Annotated in this window: 17 protein-coding genes (1 of these 17 running past the window's edge); 4 read left to right on the forward strand and 13 right to left on the reverse strand. The window is 49.0% G+C overall.

Going from position 1 to position 18,667, the window contains the following annotated elements:
- Nucleotides 1-9: 9 nt before the first annotated feature.
- Genes HP567_RS25420 through HP567_RS25430 form a run of 3 tightly spaced genes read right to left on the reverse strand, consistent with a single transcriptional unit; the run spans nt 10 to nt 3,141 of the window.
- A complete protein-coding gene (locus HP567_RS25420) occupies nt 10-894 on the reverse strand; it encodes a dihydrodipicolinate synthase family protein (protein ID WP_173612049.1) in 885 nt (294 codons plus the stop codon).
- A 31-nt stretch (nt 895-925) separates the two neighbouring features.
- Nucleotides 926-1,951 carry a 4-hydroxyproline epimerase gene (locus HP567_RS25425; protein ID WP_173612050.1) on the reverse strand — a complete coding sequence of 342 codons (1,026 nt, stop codon included), beginning with the start codon at nt 1,949-1,951 and terminating at the stop codon, nt 926-928.
- Nucleotides 1,948-3,141, reverse strand: coding sequence for an NAD(P)/FAD-dependent oxidoreductase (locus tag HP567_RS25430; RefSeq protein WP_173612051.1), 1,194 nt, complete (start codon nt 3,139-3,141; stop codon nt 1,948-1,950). The genes HP567_RS25425 and HP567_RS25430 overlap by 4 nt, the downstream gene beginning before the upstream one ends.
- A 246-nt stretch (nt 3,142-3,387) precedes the next feature.
- On the opposite strand from HP567_RS25430, the gene HP567_RS25435 reads away from it, so the two are divergent.
- Entirely contained in the window at nt 3,388-5,043 is a 1,656-nt protein-coding gene (locus HP567_RS25435; protein ID WP_370648073.1) for a sigma-54 interaction domain-containing protein, read from the forward strand.
- Nucleotides 5,044-5,977: 934 nt separating this feature from the next.
- On the opposite strand, the gene HP567_RS25440 is transcribed toward HP567_RS25435, so the two are convergent.
- The 9 genes from HP567_RS25440 to HP567_RS25480 form a co-directional block, all read right to left on the reverse strand.
- On the reverse strand, nt 5,978-7,033 hold the full coding sequence (locus HP567_RS25440) for a DUF4179 domain-containing protein (protein WP_173612053.1): 1,056 nt from the start codon (nt 7,031-7,033) through the stop codon (nt 5,978-5,980).
- Nucleotides 7,026-7,529 carry an RNA polymerase sigma factor gene (locus HP567_RS25445; protein WP_173612054.1) on the reverse strand — a complete coding sequence of 168 codons (504 nt, stop codon included), beginning with the start codon at nt 7,527-7,529 and terminating at the stop codon, nt 7,026-7,028. Before HP567_RS25445 ends, HP567_RS25440 begins: the two co-directional genes overlap by 8 nt.
- Before the next feature lie 995 nt (nt 7,530-8,524).
- Nucleotides 8,525-9,241: an ABC transporter ATP-binding protein gene (locus HP567_RS25450; protein WP_173612055.1), complete on the reverse strand. Its 717-nt coding sequence runs from the start codon at nt 9,239-9,241 to the stop codon at nt 8,525-8,527.
- A complete protein-coding gene (locus tag HP567_RS25455; protein ID WP_173612056.1) occupies nt 9,238-10,014 on the reverse strand; it encodes an ABC transporter ATP-binding protein in 777 nt (258 codons plus the stop codon). The genes HP567_RS25450 and HP567_RS25455 overlap by 4 nt, the downstream gene beginning before the upstream one ends.
- Nucleotides 9,977-10,984 carry a branched-chain amino acid ABC transporter permease gene (locus tag HP567_RS25460; protein ID WP_173612057.1) on the reverse strand — a complete coding sequence of 336 codons (1,008 nt, stop codon included), beginning with the start codon at nt 10,982-10,984 and terminating at the stop codon, nt 9,977-9,979. Before HP567_RS25460 ends, HP567_RS25455 begins: the two co-directional genes overlap by 38 nt.
- 3 nt (nt 10,985-10,987) lie before the next feature.
- On the reverse strand, nt 10,988-11,890 hold the full coding sequence (locus HP567_RS25465; RefSeq protein WP_173612058.1) for a branched-chain amino acid ABC transporter permease: 903 nt from the start codon (nt 11,888-11,890) through the stop codon (nt 10,988-10,990).
- 41 nt (nt 11,891-11,931) lie between these two features.
- Nucleotides 11,932-13,077 (reverse strand): branched-chain amino acid ABC transporter substrate-binding protein, encoded by a 1,146-nt coding sequence (locus tag HP567_RS25470; protein WP_173612059.1) that lies wholly within the window; start codon nt 13,075-13,077, stop codon nt 11,932-11,934.
- A 21-nt stretch (nt 13,078-13,098) separates the two neighbouring features.
- Nucleotides 13,099-14,766, reverse strand: a complete 1,668-nt coding sequence (locus HP567_RS25475) for a peptide ABC transporter substrate-binding protein (RefSeq protein ID WP_173612060.1) — start codon at nt 14,764-14,766, stop codon at nt 13,099-13,101.
- 222 nt (nt 14,767-14,988) lie between these two features.
- Nucleotides 14,989-16,056: a M24 family metallopeptidase gene (locus HP567_RS25480; protein WP_173612061.1), complete on the reverse strand. Its 1,068-nt coding sequence runs from the start codon at nt 16,054-16,056 to the stop codon at nt 14,989-14,991.
- Nucleotides 16,057-16,203: 147 nt separating this feature from the next.
- Here HP567_RS25480 and HP567_RS25485 point away from each other — a divergent pair, with 147 nt between their 5' ends.
- From HP567_RS25485 to HP567_RS25495, 3 genes are read left to right on the forward strand one after another with little or no spacing between them, the layout of a single operon-like run.
- Nucleotides 16,204-16,476 carry a (2Fe-2S)-binding protein gene (locus HP567_RS25485; RefSeq protein WP_173612062.1) on the forward strand — a complete coding sequence of 91 codons (273 nt, stop codon included), beginning with the start codon at nt 16,204-16,206 and terminating at the stop codon, nt 16,474-16,476.
- The gene (locus HP567_RS25490) at nt 16,473-16,808 is read left to right on the forward strand and encodes a (2Fe-2S)-binding protein (protein ID WP_173612063.1); all 336 of its coding nucleotides are present in this window, start codon (nt 16,473-16,475) and stop codon (nt 16,806-16,808) included. Before HP567_RS25485 ends, HP567_RS25490 begins: the two co-directional genes overlap by 4 nt.
- On the forward strand, nt 16,805-18,010 hold the full coding sequence (locus tag HP567_RS25495; protein WP_173612064.1) for an NAD(P)/FAD-dependent oxidoreductase: 1,206 nt from the start codon (nt 16,805-16,807) through the stop codon (nt 18,008-18,010). The genes HP567_RS25490 and HP567_RS25495 overlap by 4 nt, the downstream gene beginning before the upstream one ends.
- A gap of 31 nt (nt 18,011-18,041) precedes the next feature.
- Here the strand turns inward: HP567_RS25495 and HP567_RS25500 are convergent, their stop codons facing one another.
- Nucleotides 18,042-18,667, reverse strand: the 3' portion of a protein-coding gene (locus tag HP567_RS25500) for a DUF2161 domain-containing phosphodiesterase (protein ID WP_173612065.1). 160 nt of this gene lie beyond the right edge of the window; only the last 626 of its 786 coding nucleotides appear in the window; the start codon falls outside the window, past its right edge — the gene reads right to left on this strand; its stop codon occupies nt 18,042-18,044.

The following is an 18,667-nucleotide window of genomic DNA, read 5'->3' on the forward strand; positions in this document are numbered from 1 at the left end:
CCACCTCCCTTATCGTCCACTTGCAGCGCCGACTGCGTAGTCAAACGCCTTTTTAATGCCTGCATAATATTCTTCAGACAGCGGCAGACGTGGCGGACGAGTCGGTCCCACCGGGAAATTCGCCAGCTCCATCATGTATTTGATCGACTGTACCAATTGTGGACTCGCATCATAGTGGAACAGCGGCAACAAACGACGATAAAGCGCTTGTGCTTCGCCGAGCTTGCCTGCCCGTGCAAGACGGAACAGCTCCACACCTTCTTTCGGCAGCGCATTCGGCACACCCGAAATCCAACCTGTCGCCCCAATCAAGCCGCCCTCCATGACGAGATCATCTACACCGACCATAACTTCCAGATCCGTCTGGGCGAGAATGTCCTGCATGCGGCGCACGTCGCCGGAGAATTCTTTCACAGCGACGATATTTTCGAACTTCGCCAGTCTTCCCAAAATGTCCGGTGTCAGGTCGATTTTGTAGTCGTGAGGATTGTTATAGGCAATAATCGGAAGCCCGACAGTGTTCAGTGCCTCGTAGTGAGCAAACACTTCATTTTCCAATGGCTTGTAGTTAATCGGAGGCAAGGCCATCACGCCTGCTGCTCCCGCATCCTTGGAGAATTGCACCCATTCCACTGCTTGGCGGGTAGACGGTGCAGCAGATCCTACGACTACCGGAACTCTACCTTTTGCGGCAGCGATCACGGTATGAATGACTTTTGCCCGCTCCTCTCCTGTCATTGTCGCGTATTCCCCCAGCGAACCCGACGGAACCAGTCCGTCTACTCCCTCCTGAATCAACCAGTCACACAATTCCGCCAAACGTTTGTAATCCACCTCATAATCGTTTGTAAACGGCGTGACAATCGCCACGTACACTCCTTCAAATCTTGCCATTTTCATTCTCCTCTCCCATTTGGGTTTTGTTTTAATGATCAGTGGCGGCTGGGATGAGCAAAAAACCATTCGCCAGCTCGTCTTCCGGATTGTAAAAAATCGTATGTTTGCCCATCAGCCAGGCCGAGCCTGCAATTCGGGTGATGACAGCAGGTAGCCCCCCTTCCTCCGTCACCTGTAGCACTCTTCCTGTAAACAGAGAACCGACGATACTCTCGTGCACAAACGGTTCGTCTATCCCGATCTCCCCTTTGGCAAACAAAGTCGCCAGCTTGGCGGAAGTGCCTGTTCCACATGGCGATCGGTCTATTCCGCCCGGCGGTACGACGACGGTATTTTTCACATCCGCTCCCGGATTGTCTGGAGCCGTATAGAACTCCACATGGGTCAGTCCGCGAATAAACGGCTTCGCTGGATGAACGATCTCCATCGCTTGATTAATCGCTTTTCGAATCGTAACAGCCGTATCGACAATGGTGGATGCATGGGCTGGCGTCAGTTCGAGATGGAGCTTGCGTGCATCGGTGATGGCATAAAAGTTTCCACCGTACGCAATATCGCAGGTCACCGCTCCAATCCCTTCTACTTCAACAGTCACATCTTTTTGATAGAGGAAGGCTGGAATGTTCACAAATGATACTTCCTTTGCTTTCCCTCCCTCTACCCGTATATCTACCTCGACCAATCCTGCTGGGGTATCGAGCGTTAGCCTTGTCAGCGGCTCCGTCACGGGGATCATGCCTGTCTCTACCAGAGCGGTACATAGACCGATCGTATCGTGGCCACACATCGGCAAGTATCCGCCTGTCTCGATATAGATCACTCCTACATCCGCATCTGGATGGCATGGATCAACGATCAAGGCCCCGGACATCACATCATGCCCGCGCGGCTCATACATCAAAAACGTGCGAATCCAGTCGTACTCGTCCTTCATCTGGAGCATTTTTTCTCCCATCGTGGTTCCGGTAAGCTTTGGCAGACCACTGATTACCGTGCGGGTAGGGTTTCCCCCGGTATGTGTGTCAATGGTGGTAAACACCCTCGTTGCTTTCATGGATGCAACACTCCTTTTTTCGTAAACCGGTCCAAGCGCAGCGGCTCTGTCGGAATGATGGTGTCTGTCTGATCGATCAGCATCTCGGACACCAGCTTGCCTGTGACGGCAGCCAGACTGATTCCATCTCCTTCATGACCAGCCGCGATAAAGTAACCGGGTACTTCCTCTACGCGAGAAATAATTGGCAAGTGATCCTCTGTCCACGGGCGCAAACCGCAATAGGTGCGGATGATGGCAAAGTCTGCGATCTTCGGGTAAAAGCGCAGTGCTCTTCTCGCCATGCATCTGATTACATTCAGATCAATCCGCGTGTCAAAGCCTGCAAACTGACGACTGGAGCCAATCAAGAAGTTCTGGCTTTCTGTCGGTTCAAAAACAAGCGCGACTCCGTACTTCTCTGTCTCCTCGTCTACTTGTCGCACGCCGCCAAACTTCGAGATGAGATAGCCGAACTCCATCACCTTTCGTACGCCGACAGGCATCTGTCTCGAGGCGACGATCAAATGCCCTTTGCGCGGAACAATCGGAATGTCCACCCCGACCATTTGGCCAATGACTGGCGCCCACACCCCCGCTGCGTTGACGACCTGCTTGGCTGTCATGCTGCCTGTACCAAGCCCGATGTGAAACGTTCCCGTCGCCTGATCACGTCTGAGCGACTTAACCTCTGTACGCCGCATAATCCTTGCTCCATACTTTTTCGCTCCTTCAAATAGGGCAAAGGTCAGCATGTACGGATTGACGGTGGAATCGGTGGCGCACTCCAAGCCTCCCAGCAAGTCGTCGGCAAAGTAAGGCGACTCCTGCCGAATATCCGCCCTATTCAGCATCCGAAACGGCAATCCTGCTTCTTTTTGCCGTCGCACCCATTCATGAGCGGCTTCCATCTCAGCCTCTGATTCGCAGACGAGAATGCTCCCCGGTGCCCGATATTCAAACGTATGGCCCAGCTCCCGGCTTAGCTGATCAACGAGCATCTGGCTTTTCAGGGACATCTGACTGTCAAAGCCGGGGTCCTTGTCGATCGCCAAAATATTCCCGTCACAGCGCGAGGACGTCCCCGATGCCAGCTCGCCTTTTTCCAGGACAACGACATCCAATCCAGCCTTCGCAGCGTAATACGCAATCGCCGCGCCGATGATGCCACCGCCGATTACCGCAATCTGCGCATGGGTTTGTACTGTCATGCTGATTCTCCTCAAATGCGTATTCTGCTACTCTCTTACTTCTTTTTTGTTTTTGCAAAAGCCATGCCAATCGTTCCAAGCGAGATTCTCAAAATATTTCGTCTAAATTCTTTGACAACGAAAAGAGCGAATGTATAATAAATGAGAAAATGTTCAAAATTTTATACACTTGAACGACCTCTTTTAAAAGGGATGATCACGTTGAATCACAAACTTCCTGCCTTAACCGAGTTGATACAGACAAACATGCGGATTTTCAACGATCAAGAGCTTCTCCCTCCTCAGTTGGACGAAACCATTCCTGTATTTGCCCAGCGTCAAACCAACTGGTATGTCGCCGATTCCTCTCATTTCACCGCCCATTTGACGATCGATTGCACACAAGCCCCTTGGGAACCAACTGCTGTGACGATACTGGATTCAACATTAGCCGATGCCATCCGTCTGCTAGCTACTCACAACTACCTCCTGATCGAAAAACAGCCTGGAGTCCCTGTCGGCTACCTTCATCGAGGTGCAGTCATGCAAGCCATTTTTTCCTCGTACGAGATCTTGGAAGCGTATTTCGAGACGATGATCAAAACCATGGATGCCTCCATATCGGTCATCGATGAAAAAGCGCGTGTGATGGTTTGGACAGAAGGCGCTGAACGAATCTTTTCCTTGAAAGCAAAAGAAACGATTGGTCGCCCGATCACCGAATTTTTCCCGCTCGAAATGCTCGAAACACTCAAATCTCTGCAAAGCGGACAGTCTCTCTACCGTCATCAGCATCAGCCACGTGAGGATCTCGTCGTGCTCATCAATACCAATCCGATCTATTTGCATGACAAAATCATCGGTGCTGTTGCGGCGGAAACCGACATCACGAGCCAAGTCCGACTGAACCAGGAGCTGTTGAACGCCAATAAAAAAGTGAATCACTTGCAACAAGAAATGGCGAAGCTCAGTCCGACGCCCGATCCATTTGCACAGATCAAGGGAACGAGCCTCCCCATTCGCCATATCAAGTCCATGATCCAAAAGCTCAGTGCTACACAAGCAACCGTCCTGATCACAGGGGAAAGCGGCGTCGGCAAGGAGCTTTTCGCCAAAGCCGTGCATGATGTGCGGGAAGGCTCCAATGCGCCCTTTATCGCCATCAACTGCGGCGCAATTTCGCCTACTTTGTTTGAAAGCGAGCTGTTCGGATACGAGAAAGGTGCCTTTTCTGGTGCGGATCAAAAAGGAAAAAAGGGAATGATTGAGCTGGCACGTGGAGGAACGCTGTTTCTCGACGAGGTAGGAGAAATGCCGCTCGATATGCAAGTGAAGCTGCTTCGCGTGCTTCAAGAGAAAAAGTATTATTCGGTCGGAGGGACCAAGCAGATTGAGGCGGATTTCCGCGTGGTTGCCGCCACGAATAAAAATTTGGAGGAGGTAGTGAAGGAAGGGAAGTTTCGCCAAGACTTGTTCTATCGGCTCAATGTCGTGACGCTAAAAATTCCTCCACTTCGAGAACGCATTGAAGATACGATTGAGCTCGCCCACTTTTTTCTCTATGAATTCTCTTTACGTTACAACCGACCCATTCATGCCATCTCGCAAAATGTGATGCAAAACTTGCTTCAATACGACTGGCCAGGCAACATTCGCGAGCTGCGAAATGCCATTGAACGATTGGTAGTATTTGCGACAGACGGCATTATCAAAGAAGAAGATTTGCCGTATTCCTTGCAAGGTCAGACGAAACAGGTACCGATTGAGCTCCCGCCTGATCTCTTTTCCTTGCAAGAGGAAATCGAGGCACACGAGCGCCGTGTCATATTGCGCGCCATCGAGCTGGAAAACGGCAACAAGCAAGCCGCTGCGAAAAGACTTGGCATATCGCGGGCAACGCTTTACAACAAATTGGGGAAGTAAAAAAGATAAAGTCCTTCAACGGTTGTGCATGGGGAAGCCCTGCCACATGTTTTCCAGTCGCCTGTATCCTCTCTTCGTTCGGGCGGTCTCCGTCCAAACATGTGACAGGGCTTTTCGAGTTGTTAATGTTCATCGAGCTTTTTAAATCGTTTTTGGGTTGATCAAGGTAGATTTCTTGTACTAGCTGATCATCTTGAGTGATCGAATTACGATCATGAAGCATTTGTAGTTCATTTTGAAGACTCAATGATCATGAGTTGCCCCTCGATCTTTATGTGGATTGTCAACTGTATAATTTGGATTTCATCCATAAAAAATAAGCTTGTAATAAAATTACACCCAATATTGTGTGTAATTTATAATTGGGGCACAGTACTATCTGCTACGTGTCAGTTGGGTATGCTACTAACTCTTGGTTGCGACAATTGGCGGGCACAAGAAGTGTTGCTTTAAAGAAGTTCGGCTTCGATAACTTTCTAAAAAAACTTACCCCGCTTGCTTAGTCTCTCGGGGATTTGGGTTTATCGCCGCTGCAGCTCGTTTATAATATCCCTCATATGCCGTCCCAACTTCTCGCTAATAACCGTCCTTGTTTGTTGGTGGTCAATTTCAATCTTTTCTTCAATAGCAGCCAGATCATCCGTCAATCGGACGTGTATCACCTTGCGGCCGAGGTATACAACCGTCGGATCGGGTCTAGCTGCAGAAGTTTATCCGCATCAGCGTTTCGCGGGCGCAGCGGGAACAGATCGACGAAGGGGTCCGGGCGATCGTCGAGGAAGTGCGGCTGGGGAACGGAGGGTAGAGCGATTGGGGCAGCTATTTTTTACTCGGTCAGTAGTTCATAGGGCCCAGCGTCAAATAGCCCCCAGCGCGCATAGCCAAGCTAGGTACGCATGAGAGCATTTGACACTTACTTTAGTGTAATGGAGATTCAGTCTTTAATCGGAAATTCTTTATCAAAAAATACGACAGATGCGATTTCCTTATCATTGATAAGATTTTGAAAAGATTTGGTCGTGATCATTTGGCCAGTCATTAAATCCATTCTAGTTGATCCGCTAAAAAAGTTTGTCGTTTCTGAGGTACCGTCTTTATAGTTTATCGTGATTGGGAAATGATCCAATTCGGCACCTCTACCATCTTCTTGCCTCAAGCCGAGAGTGAAATTGTAGATTTCTTTCAAGTAATTGCTGTCAATCTTTAAAGTTATTGAAATGGGCGAAATCGAGATCGTTTTGAAAACGGCCTTATACCCATACAGGGTGATGTCTTGATCAATCTGATAAAGACGAGAAGTATCCTTGAAATCCAGCTTAAGCGCTGTTCCCCAAGAACCCGGTATAACTGTTTCAAAGATTTTCGTAAGCGGATTGACTGCTTGTAAATTTTCGACTGAGAAATCAAAGGTTTTGCCTTTGCCTGTTATGGAATTGTCGGTCCCGATACTCATAACCAAGCTAATTTTATTGTCATTAGGATTGCCATCGTCTAGCACTTGGAACTCGTAACTCCTCTGGAATTTATCACGTCCCGCCCCATCATAGGTAAGATCGGGAAACTCAAAACGGTATCCTTCCGCATTTAACACCGTGCCTTTCGGAGCAGTAAAGTCCATTAGGATATAGGTCGTATTACTGTCGCCGATCGCTTGCTTAATGGTAAGCGTTCCATTTTCGTTTTCCACTTGCTTGTTAATTACATAAGCGCCATTTGACAAATATTGTGCCTGCTCCTGATTTACCGGCTTCAAAAATTTTAAAAATGCTTCATCCAATCCCATATATGCCGCTGCCAAAGCAGTTGAGGTTAAGCAGCCAATCAGTATGGCACACAGAATGGCAGGTCTCCAACGTTTCACGGTAGTAAGCTCTCTCCGTCTTTTATTTTCATTCCGGCTCTTTACTAAAATGCTCTGAAACATTTTTTCTTTTTGCTCCGTGTTTGGCGTAATTGCTTCAAATAGCCGATTAATATGCTTGTCACTCAAGATAATTCCCTCCCAGGTCAAGTTTAAGGAGTTTTCGGCCTCTGGATAGCTTCGTTTGGATCGTGCTTTCCTTGTGTCCTAACATCTCTGATATTTCTCTTACCGAGTACCCCTCGAAATAGTAAAGATATAACACGGTTTTGTATTTTTCGGGAAGTGAAAGCAATCTTGCAAGCACCTTCCCTGATGATTCATAACCGTTCCAAGAAGGAACTTCCGGCAAAGTGTCTAAAGCCACACGGCGGGTTTTCCACCAACTTTTTAAAATGTCCTTGCAGTAATTTCGGGTAGTTACCGTCAACCACGCCTTTTCATGCTTATAATCATTAAAAACCATTTGAGATTGGATGAGTTTTATAAATACAGATTGAACAGCGTCTTCTGCATCAACAGGGTTTTTCAAATAGATATAGCACAACCTATACACTAGATCTGCATGCCGTTGATAGAGTTCAGCCAATTCTTTATCCGTACGCGCTAAAGAATTGCTTTCCATGTTTTCGCCTCCTACATACAACACGATCGGTAATTCGAAAATATCCCATTTCCGGTTAAATTTTTTCAACAGTAAATACAGAGCGCCGCGTACCCAATTACTAGGGAACGCGGCGTTTGGTTTTGTTCGCCTTTGCTTTTATTTCGGATCGCTAGGCTCTAGCAGCTCCCGCAAGATGCGGTACGCTTGGTGCTGCTTTTGTTCGTTATGTTCAAAAGGAGCAGGATGCTTTCCCATACCCACGTTTTCCCTTGCAAGAATGCTCCTTTTCGTCACCAAATAGCCACGCAACGCTATCCCTCGGTTTTCTATAAATTGTTTGGAGACATACGCCTAAAAATGCATAAAAAAATCTAACGATTCTGGTGGTAGACTACATTCACTACAAAGTTACACATTTAAATTTTTTTAATTGTATTTATTTATAAGGATTTTTTTCTTGATTATACATTGGAATCACGTGTAATCATAAGTGATACTATGACCAAAAAAACACCACCATCAGATTACACAGATGATAGTGGAAAATCTACTTATTTATCAAGACATTTCCTCCCTTTTCTTTATTTCTTATCTTTGTCATTATAACTTCCTTCTTGGATCGACTTGCAATCATGTTTTACAAAAGCCGCGTAGGAAGAAGCGGATTTCCAGTCCAAGCGCCTCTGGAGCCCATCCCAGCGTAGGAATGAATGGCGGGGAATTTAAGCTTCACTTATGGAATACTTCTTCGAAACTTCTACGTTTGAAGCGCTCCCGCCATTCATTCCGGAGCGGACAGTCAATCCCCTTTGCAGGGCGTAGGCCGAAGCGTAGACTGGAAATACGCTTCTTCCCTCCACTACAGCCGCTTTTTACACAAAAACACACGCCAACGCAAACAAAAATCTGGAAACCTTCGCCCCTCTTTAGGCGGCAACACCTCAGACAAAATACGGATCAATTCCATGCTTGATACCTCCTTTGTCGTCGGGTATGTAAGCAGTGCACGAGGCCTACGCACCCAAATACGCCTTGACGATCGAATCGTCTGCCCTGAGAACGTCTGCCTTATTTTCCATGACGATTCGCCCTGTCTCCATTACATAGCCGCGATGAGCAAGCTTCAACGCTGCCTTGGCATTTTGTTCGATCAAAAGGATCGTCGTGCCTTGCCTGTTTATTTCCCTGATGATATTCATGATCTCAACCACAATAATCGGGGCGAGTCCCATCGACGGCTCATCTAGCATCAAGAGCTTTGGACGTGCCATAAGACCGCGACAGATTGCGAGCATTTGCTGCTCGCCTCCGCTCAGCGTTCCTCCCATTTGTTCACTCCGCTCCTTCAATCGGGGGAACAGCGTGAAAGCCTGCTCAATCCCCTCTGCCATAACTGCCTTCTCTTTTCTCTGTGTAAAACCGCCTAGCTCCAAATTTTCACGCACGGTCAAACCAGAAAAAATCCGCCTGCCTTCTGGTACATGGATGATGCCTGCCTCGACAATTTGGTGAGGGGCCCAGCCCACGAGACTCTGTCCATGAAGCAAGACGTCTCCACGGCTTGGTCGAACGATTCCGGAAATCGTTTTGAGTGTTGTGCTCTTGCCCGCACCATTGCTGCCTAGCAGTGCGACAATCTCTCCTTCATGCACGTGCAGGTCGATGCCTTTAAGCGCTTCAATTTTACCGTAAAACGAATGAATTCCGCTGATTGTCAAAAGTGGTGTCATATCGCCTCGTCCTCCTTGCCCAGGTAGGCTTCTACGACACGCGGATTGCTGAGCACATCCTCGGGAGTTCCCTCTGCGATCTTCTGTCCGTAGTCGAGGACGATTACTTTTTCCGAGATTTTTTTGATCAACCCCATATCGTGCTCGATGATCAGCACTGTCAACTCGTAATGGGTGCGGATTCGCTTGATCAAAGCAATCAGGTCTTCCTTCTCCTCATAATTCAGCCCCGCAGCAGGCTCATCAAGCAGCAACACCCGCGGCTTGGTAGCTAAGGCCCGCGCGATCTCCAAATAACGCTGGGCGCCGTACGGCAAGTTTTTCGCAATGCGCCAGCAACTGTCTTCCATCCCCACGAAACGAAGGCAGTCCCTTGCCGTATCCTCGATCAACTGTTCCTCTCGGTGCTGTTCCCTAGTCTGCCATAGTGCTCCCCAGACGGTTTGGCTCGTGCGGCTGTGCATGCCTGATTTGACATTATCCAAGACCGTCAAATTCGGAAACAGCCGCAAGTTTTGAAACGTTCGCGCCATACCGAGCCGTGTGATTTGGCTTGGCTTTTTTCCCACGAGCTGGTTGCCTTCAAGAATGATCTGCCCCGCTGTCGGACGGTAAAATCCGGTGATCATGTTGAAGACGGATGTTTTCCCCGCTCCATTCGGGCCAATGAGACTGCTGATCGAGCCTGGGCTGATAGCAAAAGACAGATCGTTTACCGCAGTCAGACCGCCGAATTTAAGCGTTACATTTTTCACTGTCAAGCTTGACGTCATTACTGCTGCCCCCTTCCGTAGCCTCCTCGGTCTCGCCACGTCTAGCTCCTTGTTTCATCTCATAGCGTGCTGGCCACAGTCCTTGTGGGCGAAACAGCATCATGGCGACCAGCGCTGCACCGAAGATCAAATACCGCCAATCTTCCACGGAACGCAGCAGCTCCGGCAAGGCAATGACCAGCACGGCGCCCAAGACGACACCGGGAATGCTGCCCAAGCCCCCCAGTACCACTGCCAAAAGAATCATGATGGACTGGGTAAAGCTAAAGCTGAGCGGCGCAATCGCACTCATTTTGACAGCAAAAACAGAACCAGCCAGACTCCCGATGACAGCTCCGATCGAATACGCCAACAGCTTCATATTAATCCGGTTAATGCCCATCGCCTCCGCAGCATCCTCGTCCTCACGAATATACATCCACGCCCTGCCGATGCGGGATGTGCCCAACCGTTTGACAGCCACCACCACCAAAACAGCAATGATCAAGATCAAATAGTAAAAATCGGTCTGGCCGCCAAGCACATAACTCCCAATAGAAGGACGCGGGATTCCGTAAATACCTGAAGCTGATCCGGTAATAGTAAGATTGATCGCTAAAATACGAATAATTTCCCCAAAACCGAGGGTGACGATTGCCAGGTAGTCACTGCGCAACCGAAGTGTCGGCGCTCCGATGATCACACCCACAATAGCCGCAAATGCCATGGACACAGGCAAGGTCAGCCAAAACGACCATTGATATACCGTCATCAGAATGCCTGTCGTATAAGCACCTACGGCAAAAAAGGCGGCGTAGCCCAAGTCGAGTAATCCAGCAAAACCGACTACCACATTTAGCCCCTGGGCCAAGACAACGTAGAACAAAGCAAGCGTCGCAACATCCAGCCAGTAGTTATTGGACAGAAACGGGAGTACGCACGCGACGGCGAGGAACAGGACAACAGCGATTTTTTTTCGAGATGGATTCATCCGCTACATCCTCTCTGTCACTTTCTCACCCATGATGCCCGTTGGCTTCAATACGAGAATCAAAATCAACAGGGAAAAGGCCACGACATCCTTCCATGAACCGCCGAACATAAATGTTCCGGCTGTCTCCATCATCCCAAGCAACAGCCCGCCCAGCATCGCTCCCGGAATGCTGCCAATCCCGCCCAAAACCGCTGCGGTAAACGCCTTGAGCCCAATGATAAAGCCCATCATGAAATTGACGGTTCCGTAATAAGCACCTGCCATCGTGCCCGCCCCTGCTGCCAACGAAGCACCGATGAAAAAGGTCAAGCCAATGACTTTATTCACATGGATACCCATTAGTTGACAAGCCGTCTGATCGAGCGCAATCGCCCGCATAGCCTTGCCGTACAGCGAGCGATTGATGAATAAATGCAAGCCCAGCATCAAAAGTGCCGAGATGATGACCAGTCCGATTTGGACATACGTGATTTTGGCCCCTAGTAGACTAATGCCGTCGTGAGAAAGCTGCAAAGGATACACTTGATACTGCGCACCCCAAACAATCATCGAGCCATTTTCCAAAAAGAGAGAAACACCAATTGCCGTAATCAGGATAGAGAGTCGTGGAGCCAACAAGAGCGGCCGATATGCCACCCTCTCGATCCCCATCCCGATGACGCCGACAATCACCATCGTCAGCAATAAGACAAACAATATTCCCATCAAACCTGCTCCAGATGAATCTCCGCCAAGCACGCTGAGCAAGGTATAGCCAACAAATGCACCGAGCATGTAGAGATCGCCATGCGCGAAGTTGAGCAGCTTGATAATGCCAAAAACCATCGTATAGCCCAAAGCGATCAAACTGTAAAAGGCACCAATAACCAGTCCGTCCGCCAGTGTTTGGACGAGAATATCCATTCCTCCACCATCCTTACTTGAGGTAATGATTGACATATACCCTACTTCGCTAACGTGAACTTGCCACCCGTCACTTTCAAAACGGCGAAGTTGGAGGTATCCAGCGTATTTTGCGCATTGAACGAGATCGTTTGTCCGAGTGCCTTGAAATCTTTTGTTTCTTTGATTGCCTTTTTGATGGCGTCACGGTCAGTCGATTTCGCCCGTCCGATCGCATCTGCCAGCAGATTGACCGCATTGTAGCTCAACGCTGAGAAAGGACCAGGTGCCAAGTTGTTATACGCCTGCTTGTAGGCAGAAGTGAACTCCTCTGCCCCCTCGATGAATTCCGCTGTAGGGGTCGCAGTAATCAAAAGGCCTTCCGCATTGTCTGCGCCTGCAATCTTGATGACATCCTCACTGAATGAGCCATCGCCTGCGAGGAACAGACCCGATACACCTTTTTGTTTAAATTGCTTAACCATCAGTCCACCAGCCGCATAATAGCCAGTAAAATACGTCGCGTCCGGCTGGAGGCCTTTGATTTTTGTGACCAGCGCGCTGAAATCTTTTTCTTCGGGGTTGATCGCTTCGTACGCGATGACTGTGCCGCCGGATTTTTCAACGGATGCTTTGGCAAAATCGGCCAAATCTTTGGCGTAGGCAGAATTATCATGGATGAGTACGACTTTTTTCGCTTGGTTCGCTGCCATGTAATCTGCTGCGGTTTGTGCTTGATCTGGGGTTAGGCCATTAATCAAAAAGAGGGTATCATAGCCTTGCGCGGGCAATTTGGCTGAGTTGGCTGCGGGAACGATCATGGGAATGTTGGCATTTTTGAATACACCCGATGAAGGTAGTGTCGCACCTGAGCAGTAACCACCGATGACAGCCACTACGTTTTGGGAGACCAGCTTATTGGCTGCCGTCGCCGCCATTTGTGGATCGCAGCCATCATCAGCTACTTCGATCTTCAATTTTTTTCCAAGAACTCCACCGCTGTCGTTTATTTTTTTAACAGCCATTTCAATGGCGTTTTGCATGTCTTTTCCATCCGTTGCATTGTTACCAGTTACTGGTAAAACTACACCAACGAGTATTTCGCTAGCATCTGCGCCTCCAGTAGAAGCTCCTTGATTGGCACATCCCGCTACAGCAAGTGAAAGAGTCAACATCGCCGCGACCATCACACTTCCCCATTTTTTCATAGCCCATCCCCCATTCGAATATTATTCGATTGATGCCCATTTCCAGTCGATTGCGCCTAGACCATCCTGGAAGATTCCTTTTACCTTGTCATTCTTCACCCATGTATGCGTGTAGAAGTAGATCGGCATAATCGGCATTTCGTCCATCATGATTTGCTCGGCTTCACGCAAAATCGCCTTGCGTTTTTCTGGATCACTCTCGGTTGCGGACTGATTCAGCAGCTCTTTGAATCTCGGATTTTCCCAACGCGTATCATTGTTTCCTCCGTCCTTTTCCTTGAACAGCTCCAGGAAGTTGATCGGATCGTTGAAGTCACCCGACCAGCCGAGACGCCCGACCTGATAGTTACCCTCGTGCATGGTCTCGAGGTACACCTTCCATTCCTGATTTTCCAGCTTCACATCTGCACCAAGGTTTTGTCGCCATTGGTCCTGAATCGCTTCTGCGATCTTTTTATGTCCTTCCGATGTGTTGTAGCTAAGCTTGATCGGCGGCAGTTTAGAGATGCCCAGCTCTTTCATTCCTTCTTCTAACAGCTTTTTGGCCGTATCTTGATCATTGTCTTTGAAATAACCGCCCGTATTGAGTCCCATTGTCGGAGGAACTGCTGCCATCGCTGGCTGCTGATTCGCTTGGAGTACGTTGTCAATCAAGATTTGACGGTTAATGGCGTAGGCAAAAGCTTTACGAATCTTCACGTTATTGAACGGAGGTTTCTCTGTATTGAACTTGTACCAGTAGGTAGCACCGACAGGCTTCACTTGCAGCTTTCCGCTATCTTTAAGCGCTGGCATCGCATCTGTTGGCAGCGAGCTTAACGGACTGCCTGCCCAGTCAATCTCGCCGTTTTCGAACATGGACAGCTCTGTATTTTCATCCTCCACCATCGAGAACTCAATCTTGTCCAGCTTGACACTCTCTTTGTCCCAGTAGTTGTCGTTTTTCACGAGTATCATTTTGCTTTTGTGTTCCCAAGACTCCATCTTAAATGGACCATTCCCTACGTGTGTTTTGGCTTCTCCAGCCCATTTTTCATTGGCCTCGACTACTTTTTTATTTACCGGGAAATAAGTTTGGAAGGCGGTTAGCTCCAGAAAAAAGGGGGTTGGATTCGTCAACTCTACTTGAAGGGTCTTGTCATCCAATGCTTTTACGCCGACATCATCCAAGCTGCCGGTCCCTTTGTTCGCCTTCTCCGCATTCTTGATGTAATAGAGTTGATAGGCGTAATTGGACGCTGTCTTCGGATCGAGAGCTCGCTTCCACGCGTATTCGAAATCGTGGGCTGTTACCGATTCTCCGTTGCTCCATTTGGAGTCTCTCAGCTTGAAGGTGTATGTTTTCATGTCACTCGATACTTCAATTTTCTCGGCTACTGCTTCCTCTGGCTTGCCCGAAGGCCCGATGCGTGTCAGCCCATCAAAAACTGCTTTGACGATAGCTGCAGAAGTCGTGTCTTCCGCAAGTCCAGGATCACCTGTAGGAGGTTCGGAGTGAAGATTCCAGCGGAGGACTTGTGCTTTTGCTGATTCTTTCGCCGTGGTGGCAGGTGCTGGCTGCGTGTTCGACTGACCACTCTGTGCCGCTTGCTCGGCTGGCTTCGCTGCAGGCTGTCCGCCTCCACATCCTGCCAACGCTACTCCCATGACTGCTAGACTACTCATTACTGCAAACATGCTTTTTTTCATTCGATCAACCCCCATTGTTGAGTCGTTATGCGTTTGTTTTCAGAATTATCAGAATGCAAAAGGTGTGCCAAAAAATGAAGGCGGCTGTACCTTCGTTCTAGCCTTGGTTGTTGTAAACTTTTTTGTACACTGTATACCTTGTCGTGTTTCAAATCTTAGACACCGCTGTTAGACAAAAAAAGCCTCAGCCCATTTACTTGGCCAAGACTTTTGTCTCTCGATTTACAAAATGATCAATTCGCGCGGTGAATGTGTCAGCACCTCATTGCCACTCTCTGTGACAATCAGATCGTCTTCGATACGGACCCCACCAAGCTCTGGGATATAAATCCCCGGCTCTACGGTCAAAATCATGCCTTCTCGGAGGACAGTCGTGCAACGTGTGGACATAAATGGCTCCTCATGAATATCGAGACCCACTCCATGCCCCATCCCATGTCCAAATCGCTCGCCATAGCCGTGCTCCGTGATGTAGTCCCGTGCGAAGGCGTCAGCCTCTTTCCCGGTAATGCCAGGACGAATGCCTGCAACAGCCCGATTGCGTGCTTCCAAAACGATCTCGTAGATGGCTTTGAGCTGTTCATCAGGAGTTCCAACAGCAACCGTACGGGTAATATCAGAGCGATACCCTTGATACAATGCACCAAAATCCATCGTGACCATATCGCCCGCTTCAATCGTTTTTTCACTCGCTACGCCATGGGGAAGTGCGGAACGATAGCCAGAAGCAATAATGATGTCAAAAGCAGAGCCCGACGCCCCTTCCTTTCGCATGAACATTTCCAATTCGTTAGACACCGCGAGCTCTGTGATACCAGGACGCAGAAAAGAAGTAATATGGGAGAATGCCGCATCGGCGATTTGCGCAGCCGTTCGAATGATCGCCAGTTCTTCCTTTGTCTTTATCATCCGCAATCCTTCAATGACACCTGACGTCGGAATGAATGCTGTTTGGACCGCCTCACTGTATTTACGATGCAAGGCAAACGAGACATTCTCCTCCTCAAAGCCGAGATAGTTGATCCCCATCGCTTCCGCCTGGCGCGCTACTTCGCTGTAAATGGATTCTTTTGTCGGCAAATAAACGATCTCAAAGCCTGTTGCTTGTGCTTGCGCTTGGGCTGTGTAACGGAAATCTGTGAAGAGCTTGGCCTGGTCCCTTGAAATGAGGACAACTCCGTATGTACCTGTAAAGTTTGTGAGGTATCGGCGATTTTGTCCATTGGTGATCAACATCCCGTCAATCCCAAGTGAATCGAATTGCTCACGCAGTCTTGTTACTTTTTCCATCTCTGTCATCCCTCTTTTGTTTGTCATGATTGGGCTAGTTCTTTGAGAATATTCAGCAAGTATTGTGCCAGCCTGGACGATTTGACTCGCTTTCCCATGGCACGACACTTGCATTTTCATCAAGCAAGAATGAAAGGAGGCTTCATCATGGAATCGCATCTATTGATTATCTGCCGTTGTGAAGAAGTAACTCTCGCTGAATTGGAAGAGACCGCCCAAACCTACCAATGTACCGCACGCGAGCTCAAGCTACGGACCAGAGCCGGCATGGGCTGCTGCGGTGGGAGAACCTGCCGTACATTGATCGATCAGGTCATTCAGCAAGTAACTGGCCAAGCGCCTTCTCATACTGTACCTCTTGGGTACCAACCGCCTATCCGTCCTGTCTCATTTCAAACGCTTGGGGGACAACGGACATGAGTCAACGAATTGATCACCATCCGGTTCTCGGTTCACTCGGGGATAGAAAGCAGCTTCGTTTTTATTATAACGGCTCTGTCTATACGGCTTACGAAGGCGAGACGATTGCGGGAGCCCTATTGGCCGCAGGTGTCCGTACGCTTCGGGTGCATGAGGAAAAAGGAACACCGCGAGGAATTTACTGCAATATCGGTCATTGCTATGAATGTCGCGTCCATGTAGACGGTGTCCCTACCGTGCGTGCTTGTATGACGCTTGTGCAGGAAGGCATGCGAGTGAATGCGGGTTCTGTCCTTCCTACTCCCTTGAAAAAAGGAGGGCATGGTGCATGATCGATCTTCTCATCATCGGGGCTGGACCCGCGGGCTTATCCGCAGCAATTGCAAGTGCCAAGCAGGGATTGGCTGTTCGTGTAGTTGATGAGTTTTATCGTCCTGGGGGCCGCTTGCTTGGACAGCTTCACGAAGAACCAAACGGCGTGTGGTGGAATGGGCTGGATGAGGCAGCCCGGCTCACGGAAGAAGCGATTGGGCTTGGCGTAGAGATCCGTTGCGGCGTTTCCGTCTTCCATTTGACCCAATCTCAAAATGGCTGGATTGTTTCTACCACAGTGGGGGAAATGATAGCCCCGTTGCTCCTGATCGCTACGGGGGCTTCTGAAGCAGCTGTACCCGTGCCAGGGTGGACGTTACCTGGCGTGATGTCCATCGGAGCTGCTCAAGTCATGACGAACGTGCAGCGCGTGCGAGTAGGACAACGCGGAGTCGTCATTGGTATCAATATCTTATCGGTGGCGATATCCCGCGAATTGCAGTTGGCTGGAATTACGGTGGATCGAATGATTCTCCCACCTCGTACGACTGTCAGTGGCACTGCGGGGCAACCGCAAGCAGTGATGCAATCTTTATTGCGTGTCGCCCATCTTGCCCCTTCTCTGATGATTCGGCTGGGGAGCAAACTGATGGGAAATTCATGGATGCAAAAGCTGGCAGTGTCCCTCTACCCCTCCAACGGTTTTTCTATGTGGGACATCCCGATTCAACTGCGAGCAGCAGCACTGGAAATCGTCGGAACCTTTCAAGTTGAGGGTGTCCGTATCGCCCGAGTTGATGCCGATGGTTCACCAATAGCTGGAACCGAACAATTCATTCCGGCTGATTTCGCCTGTATCGCAGGCGGATTAAGTCCACTCGCTGAATTAGCGGCGATTGCCGGGTGCCCTTTTGCCTATGTTCCCTCCTTGGGTGGGCATGTCCCCTTACACAATGAAAGCATGCAAACAGCAGTCCCCGGACTCTATGTTGCTGGCAATATCACGGGAATTGAAAGTGCCAAAGTGGCAATGGCTCAAGGTACAGTCGCGGGACTTTCTATCGCAAAAGCTCGGGGAAAGCTGAAGAATGAACAACCATTATCGGATGCCATTCAACAGGTGAAAATCGTCCGCCAAAACGCAACGATTCAGTTTCATCCAGACATTGTGGCCGGGCGAGCACTGGTAGGGCAAATGACTGCAGAATGGATTGCGCACTAATTCATTCATTTAATAGGGAAAAGGCAGCCTGTTATTCCTTCACGGCAGGCTGCCTTTGTTTTTTTGAATCTACAGGAAACGTACCATCTCGTTTCTCTGCTTGTTCCCGATAGTAAGTAATGAGCTCAGGGTATTCCGCGATTTCTCTTTCTCCTGTCGACGTGATCGCATACAGCCCTCGTTGCACACGGGTAAACCACCCATAATGATTTTGGATAAGAATCGACGAGGTTTTCTCCCCTGCCCCTTTACTCTTGAGTAATTTCGGCGATAACGGCCCATATTGCTGAAGTAACGTTGCAATTTGAATGCAGTTCTGCTTGTAGGCCGTCATGAGCTTGGTTTGATAACTGCCGCCAACATTGTAATCGCCGTATCTTCCCCGCATCTCTTCAATGATGCGGCTTCGCTTTTTTTGATTGAATTGCTTGCTTTTTACCCGATCAAACGGTCCAGGTGAAATATTCACTTCCATGACTGCGGGCCCTCTTTTTGGAAAGGACACAAGTATGAGACCGAGCTCGAGACGTCTAACCAAGTAGCATATATCTTGCCATTTTTTCGAAAACAATTTGTATTTGGGCTTCGGGATTGCCATATAAACAAAATCGGTGTAGCGTTGTCGCTTGGTGGCCTGTATGAGCAATTCCACACTTA

Origin of the sequence: Brevibacillus sp. M2.1A (assembly GCF_013284355.2) — a bacterium.
In the GTDB taxonomy this organism is placed as follows: domain Bacteria; phylum Bacillota; class Bacilli; order Brevibacillales; family Brevibacillaceae; genus Brevibacillus.

Bases quoted from the DNA above. Each gene is read 5' to 3' on its own strand.
- HP567_RS25420 (WP_173612049.1), bottom strand. From the start codon at position 894: ATGGCAAGATTTGAAGGAGTGTACGTGGCGATTGTCACGCCGTTTACA.
- HP567_RS25425 (WP_173612050.1), bottom strand. From the start codon at position 1,951: ATGAAAGCAACGAGGGTGTTTACCACCATTGACACACATACCGGGGGA.
- HP567_RS25430 (WP_173612051.1), bottom strand. From the start codon at position 3,141: ATGACAGTACAAACCCATGCGCAGATTGCGGTAATCGGCGGTGGCATC.
- HP567_RS25435 (WP_370648073.1), top strand. From the start codon at position 3,388: ATGCGGATTTTCAACGATCAAGAGCTTCTCCCTCCTCAGTTGGACGAA.
- HP567_RS25445 (WP_173612054.1), bottom strand. From the start codon at position 7,529: ATGGAAAGCAATTCTTTAGCGCGTACGGATAAAGAATTGGCTGAACTC.
- HP567_RS25450 (WP_173612055.1), bottom strand. From the start codon at position 9,241: ATGACACCACTTTTGACAATCAGCGGAATTCATTCGTTTTACGGTAAA.
- HP567_RS25455 (WP_173612056.1), bottom strand. From the start codon at position 10,014: ATGACGTCAAGCTTGACAGTGAAAAATGTAACGCTTAAATTCGGCGGT.
- HP567_RS25460 (WP_173612057.1), bottom strand. From the start codon at position 10,984: ATGAATCCATCTCGAAAAAAAATCGCTGTTGTCCTGTTCCTCGCCGTC.
- HP567_RS25465 (WP_173612058.1), bottom strand. From the start codon at position 11,890: ATGGATATTCTCGTCCAAACACTGGCGGACGGACTGGTTATTGGTGCC.
- HP567_RS25470 (WP_173612059.1), bottom strand. From the start codon at position 13,077: ATGAAAAAATGGGGAAGTGTGATGGTCGCGGCGATGTTGACTCTTTCA.
- HP567_RS25475 (WP_173612060.1), bottom strand. From the start codon at position 14,766: ATGAAAAAAAGCATGTTTGCAGTAATGAGTAGTCTAGCAGTCATGGGA.
- HP567_RS25480 (WP_173612061.1), bottom strand. From the start codon at position 16,056: ATGGAAAAAGTAACAAGACTGCGTGAGCAATTCGATTCACTTGGGATT.
- HP567_RS25485 (WP_173612062.1), top strand. From the start codon at position 16,204: ATGGAATCGCATCTATTGATTATCTGCCGTTGTGAAGAAGTAACTCTC.
- HP567_RS25490 (WP_173612063.1), top strand. From the start codon at position 16,473: ATGAGTCAACGAATTGATCACCATCCGGTTCTCGGTTCACTCGGGGAT.
- HP567_RS25495 (WP_173612064.1), top strand. From the start codon at position 16,805: ATGATCGATCTTCTCATCATCGGGGCTGGACCCGCGGGCTTATCCGCA.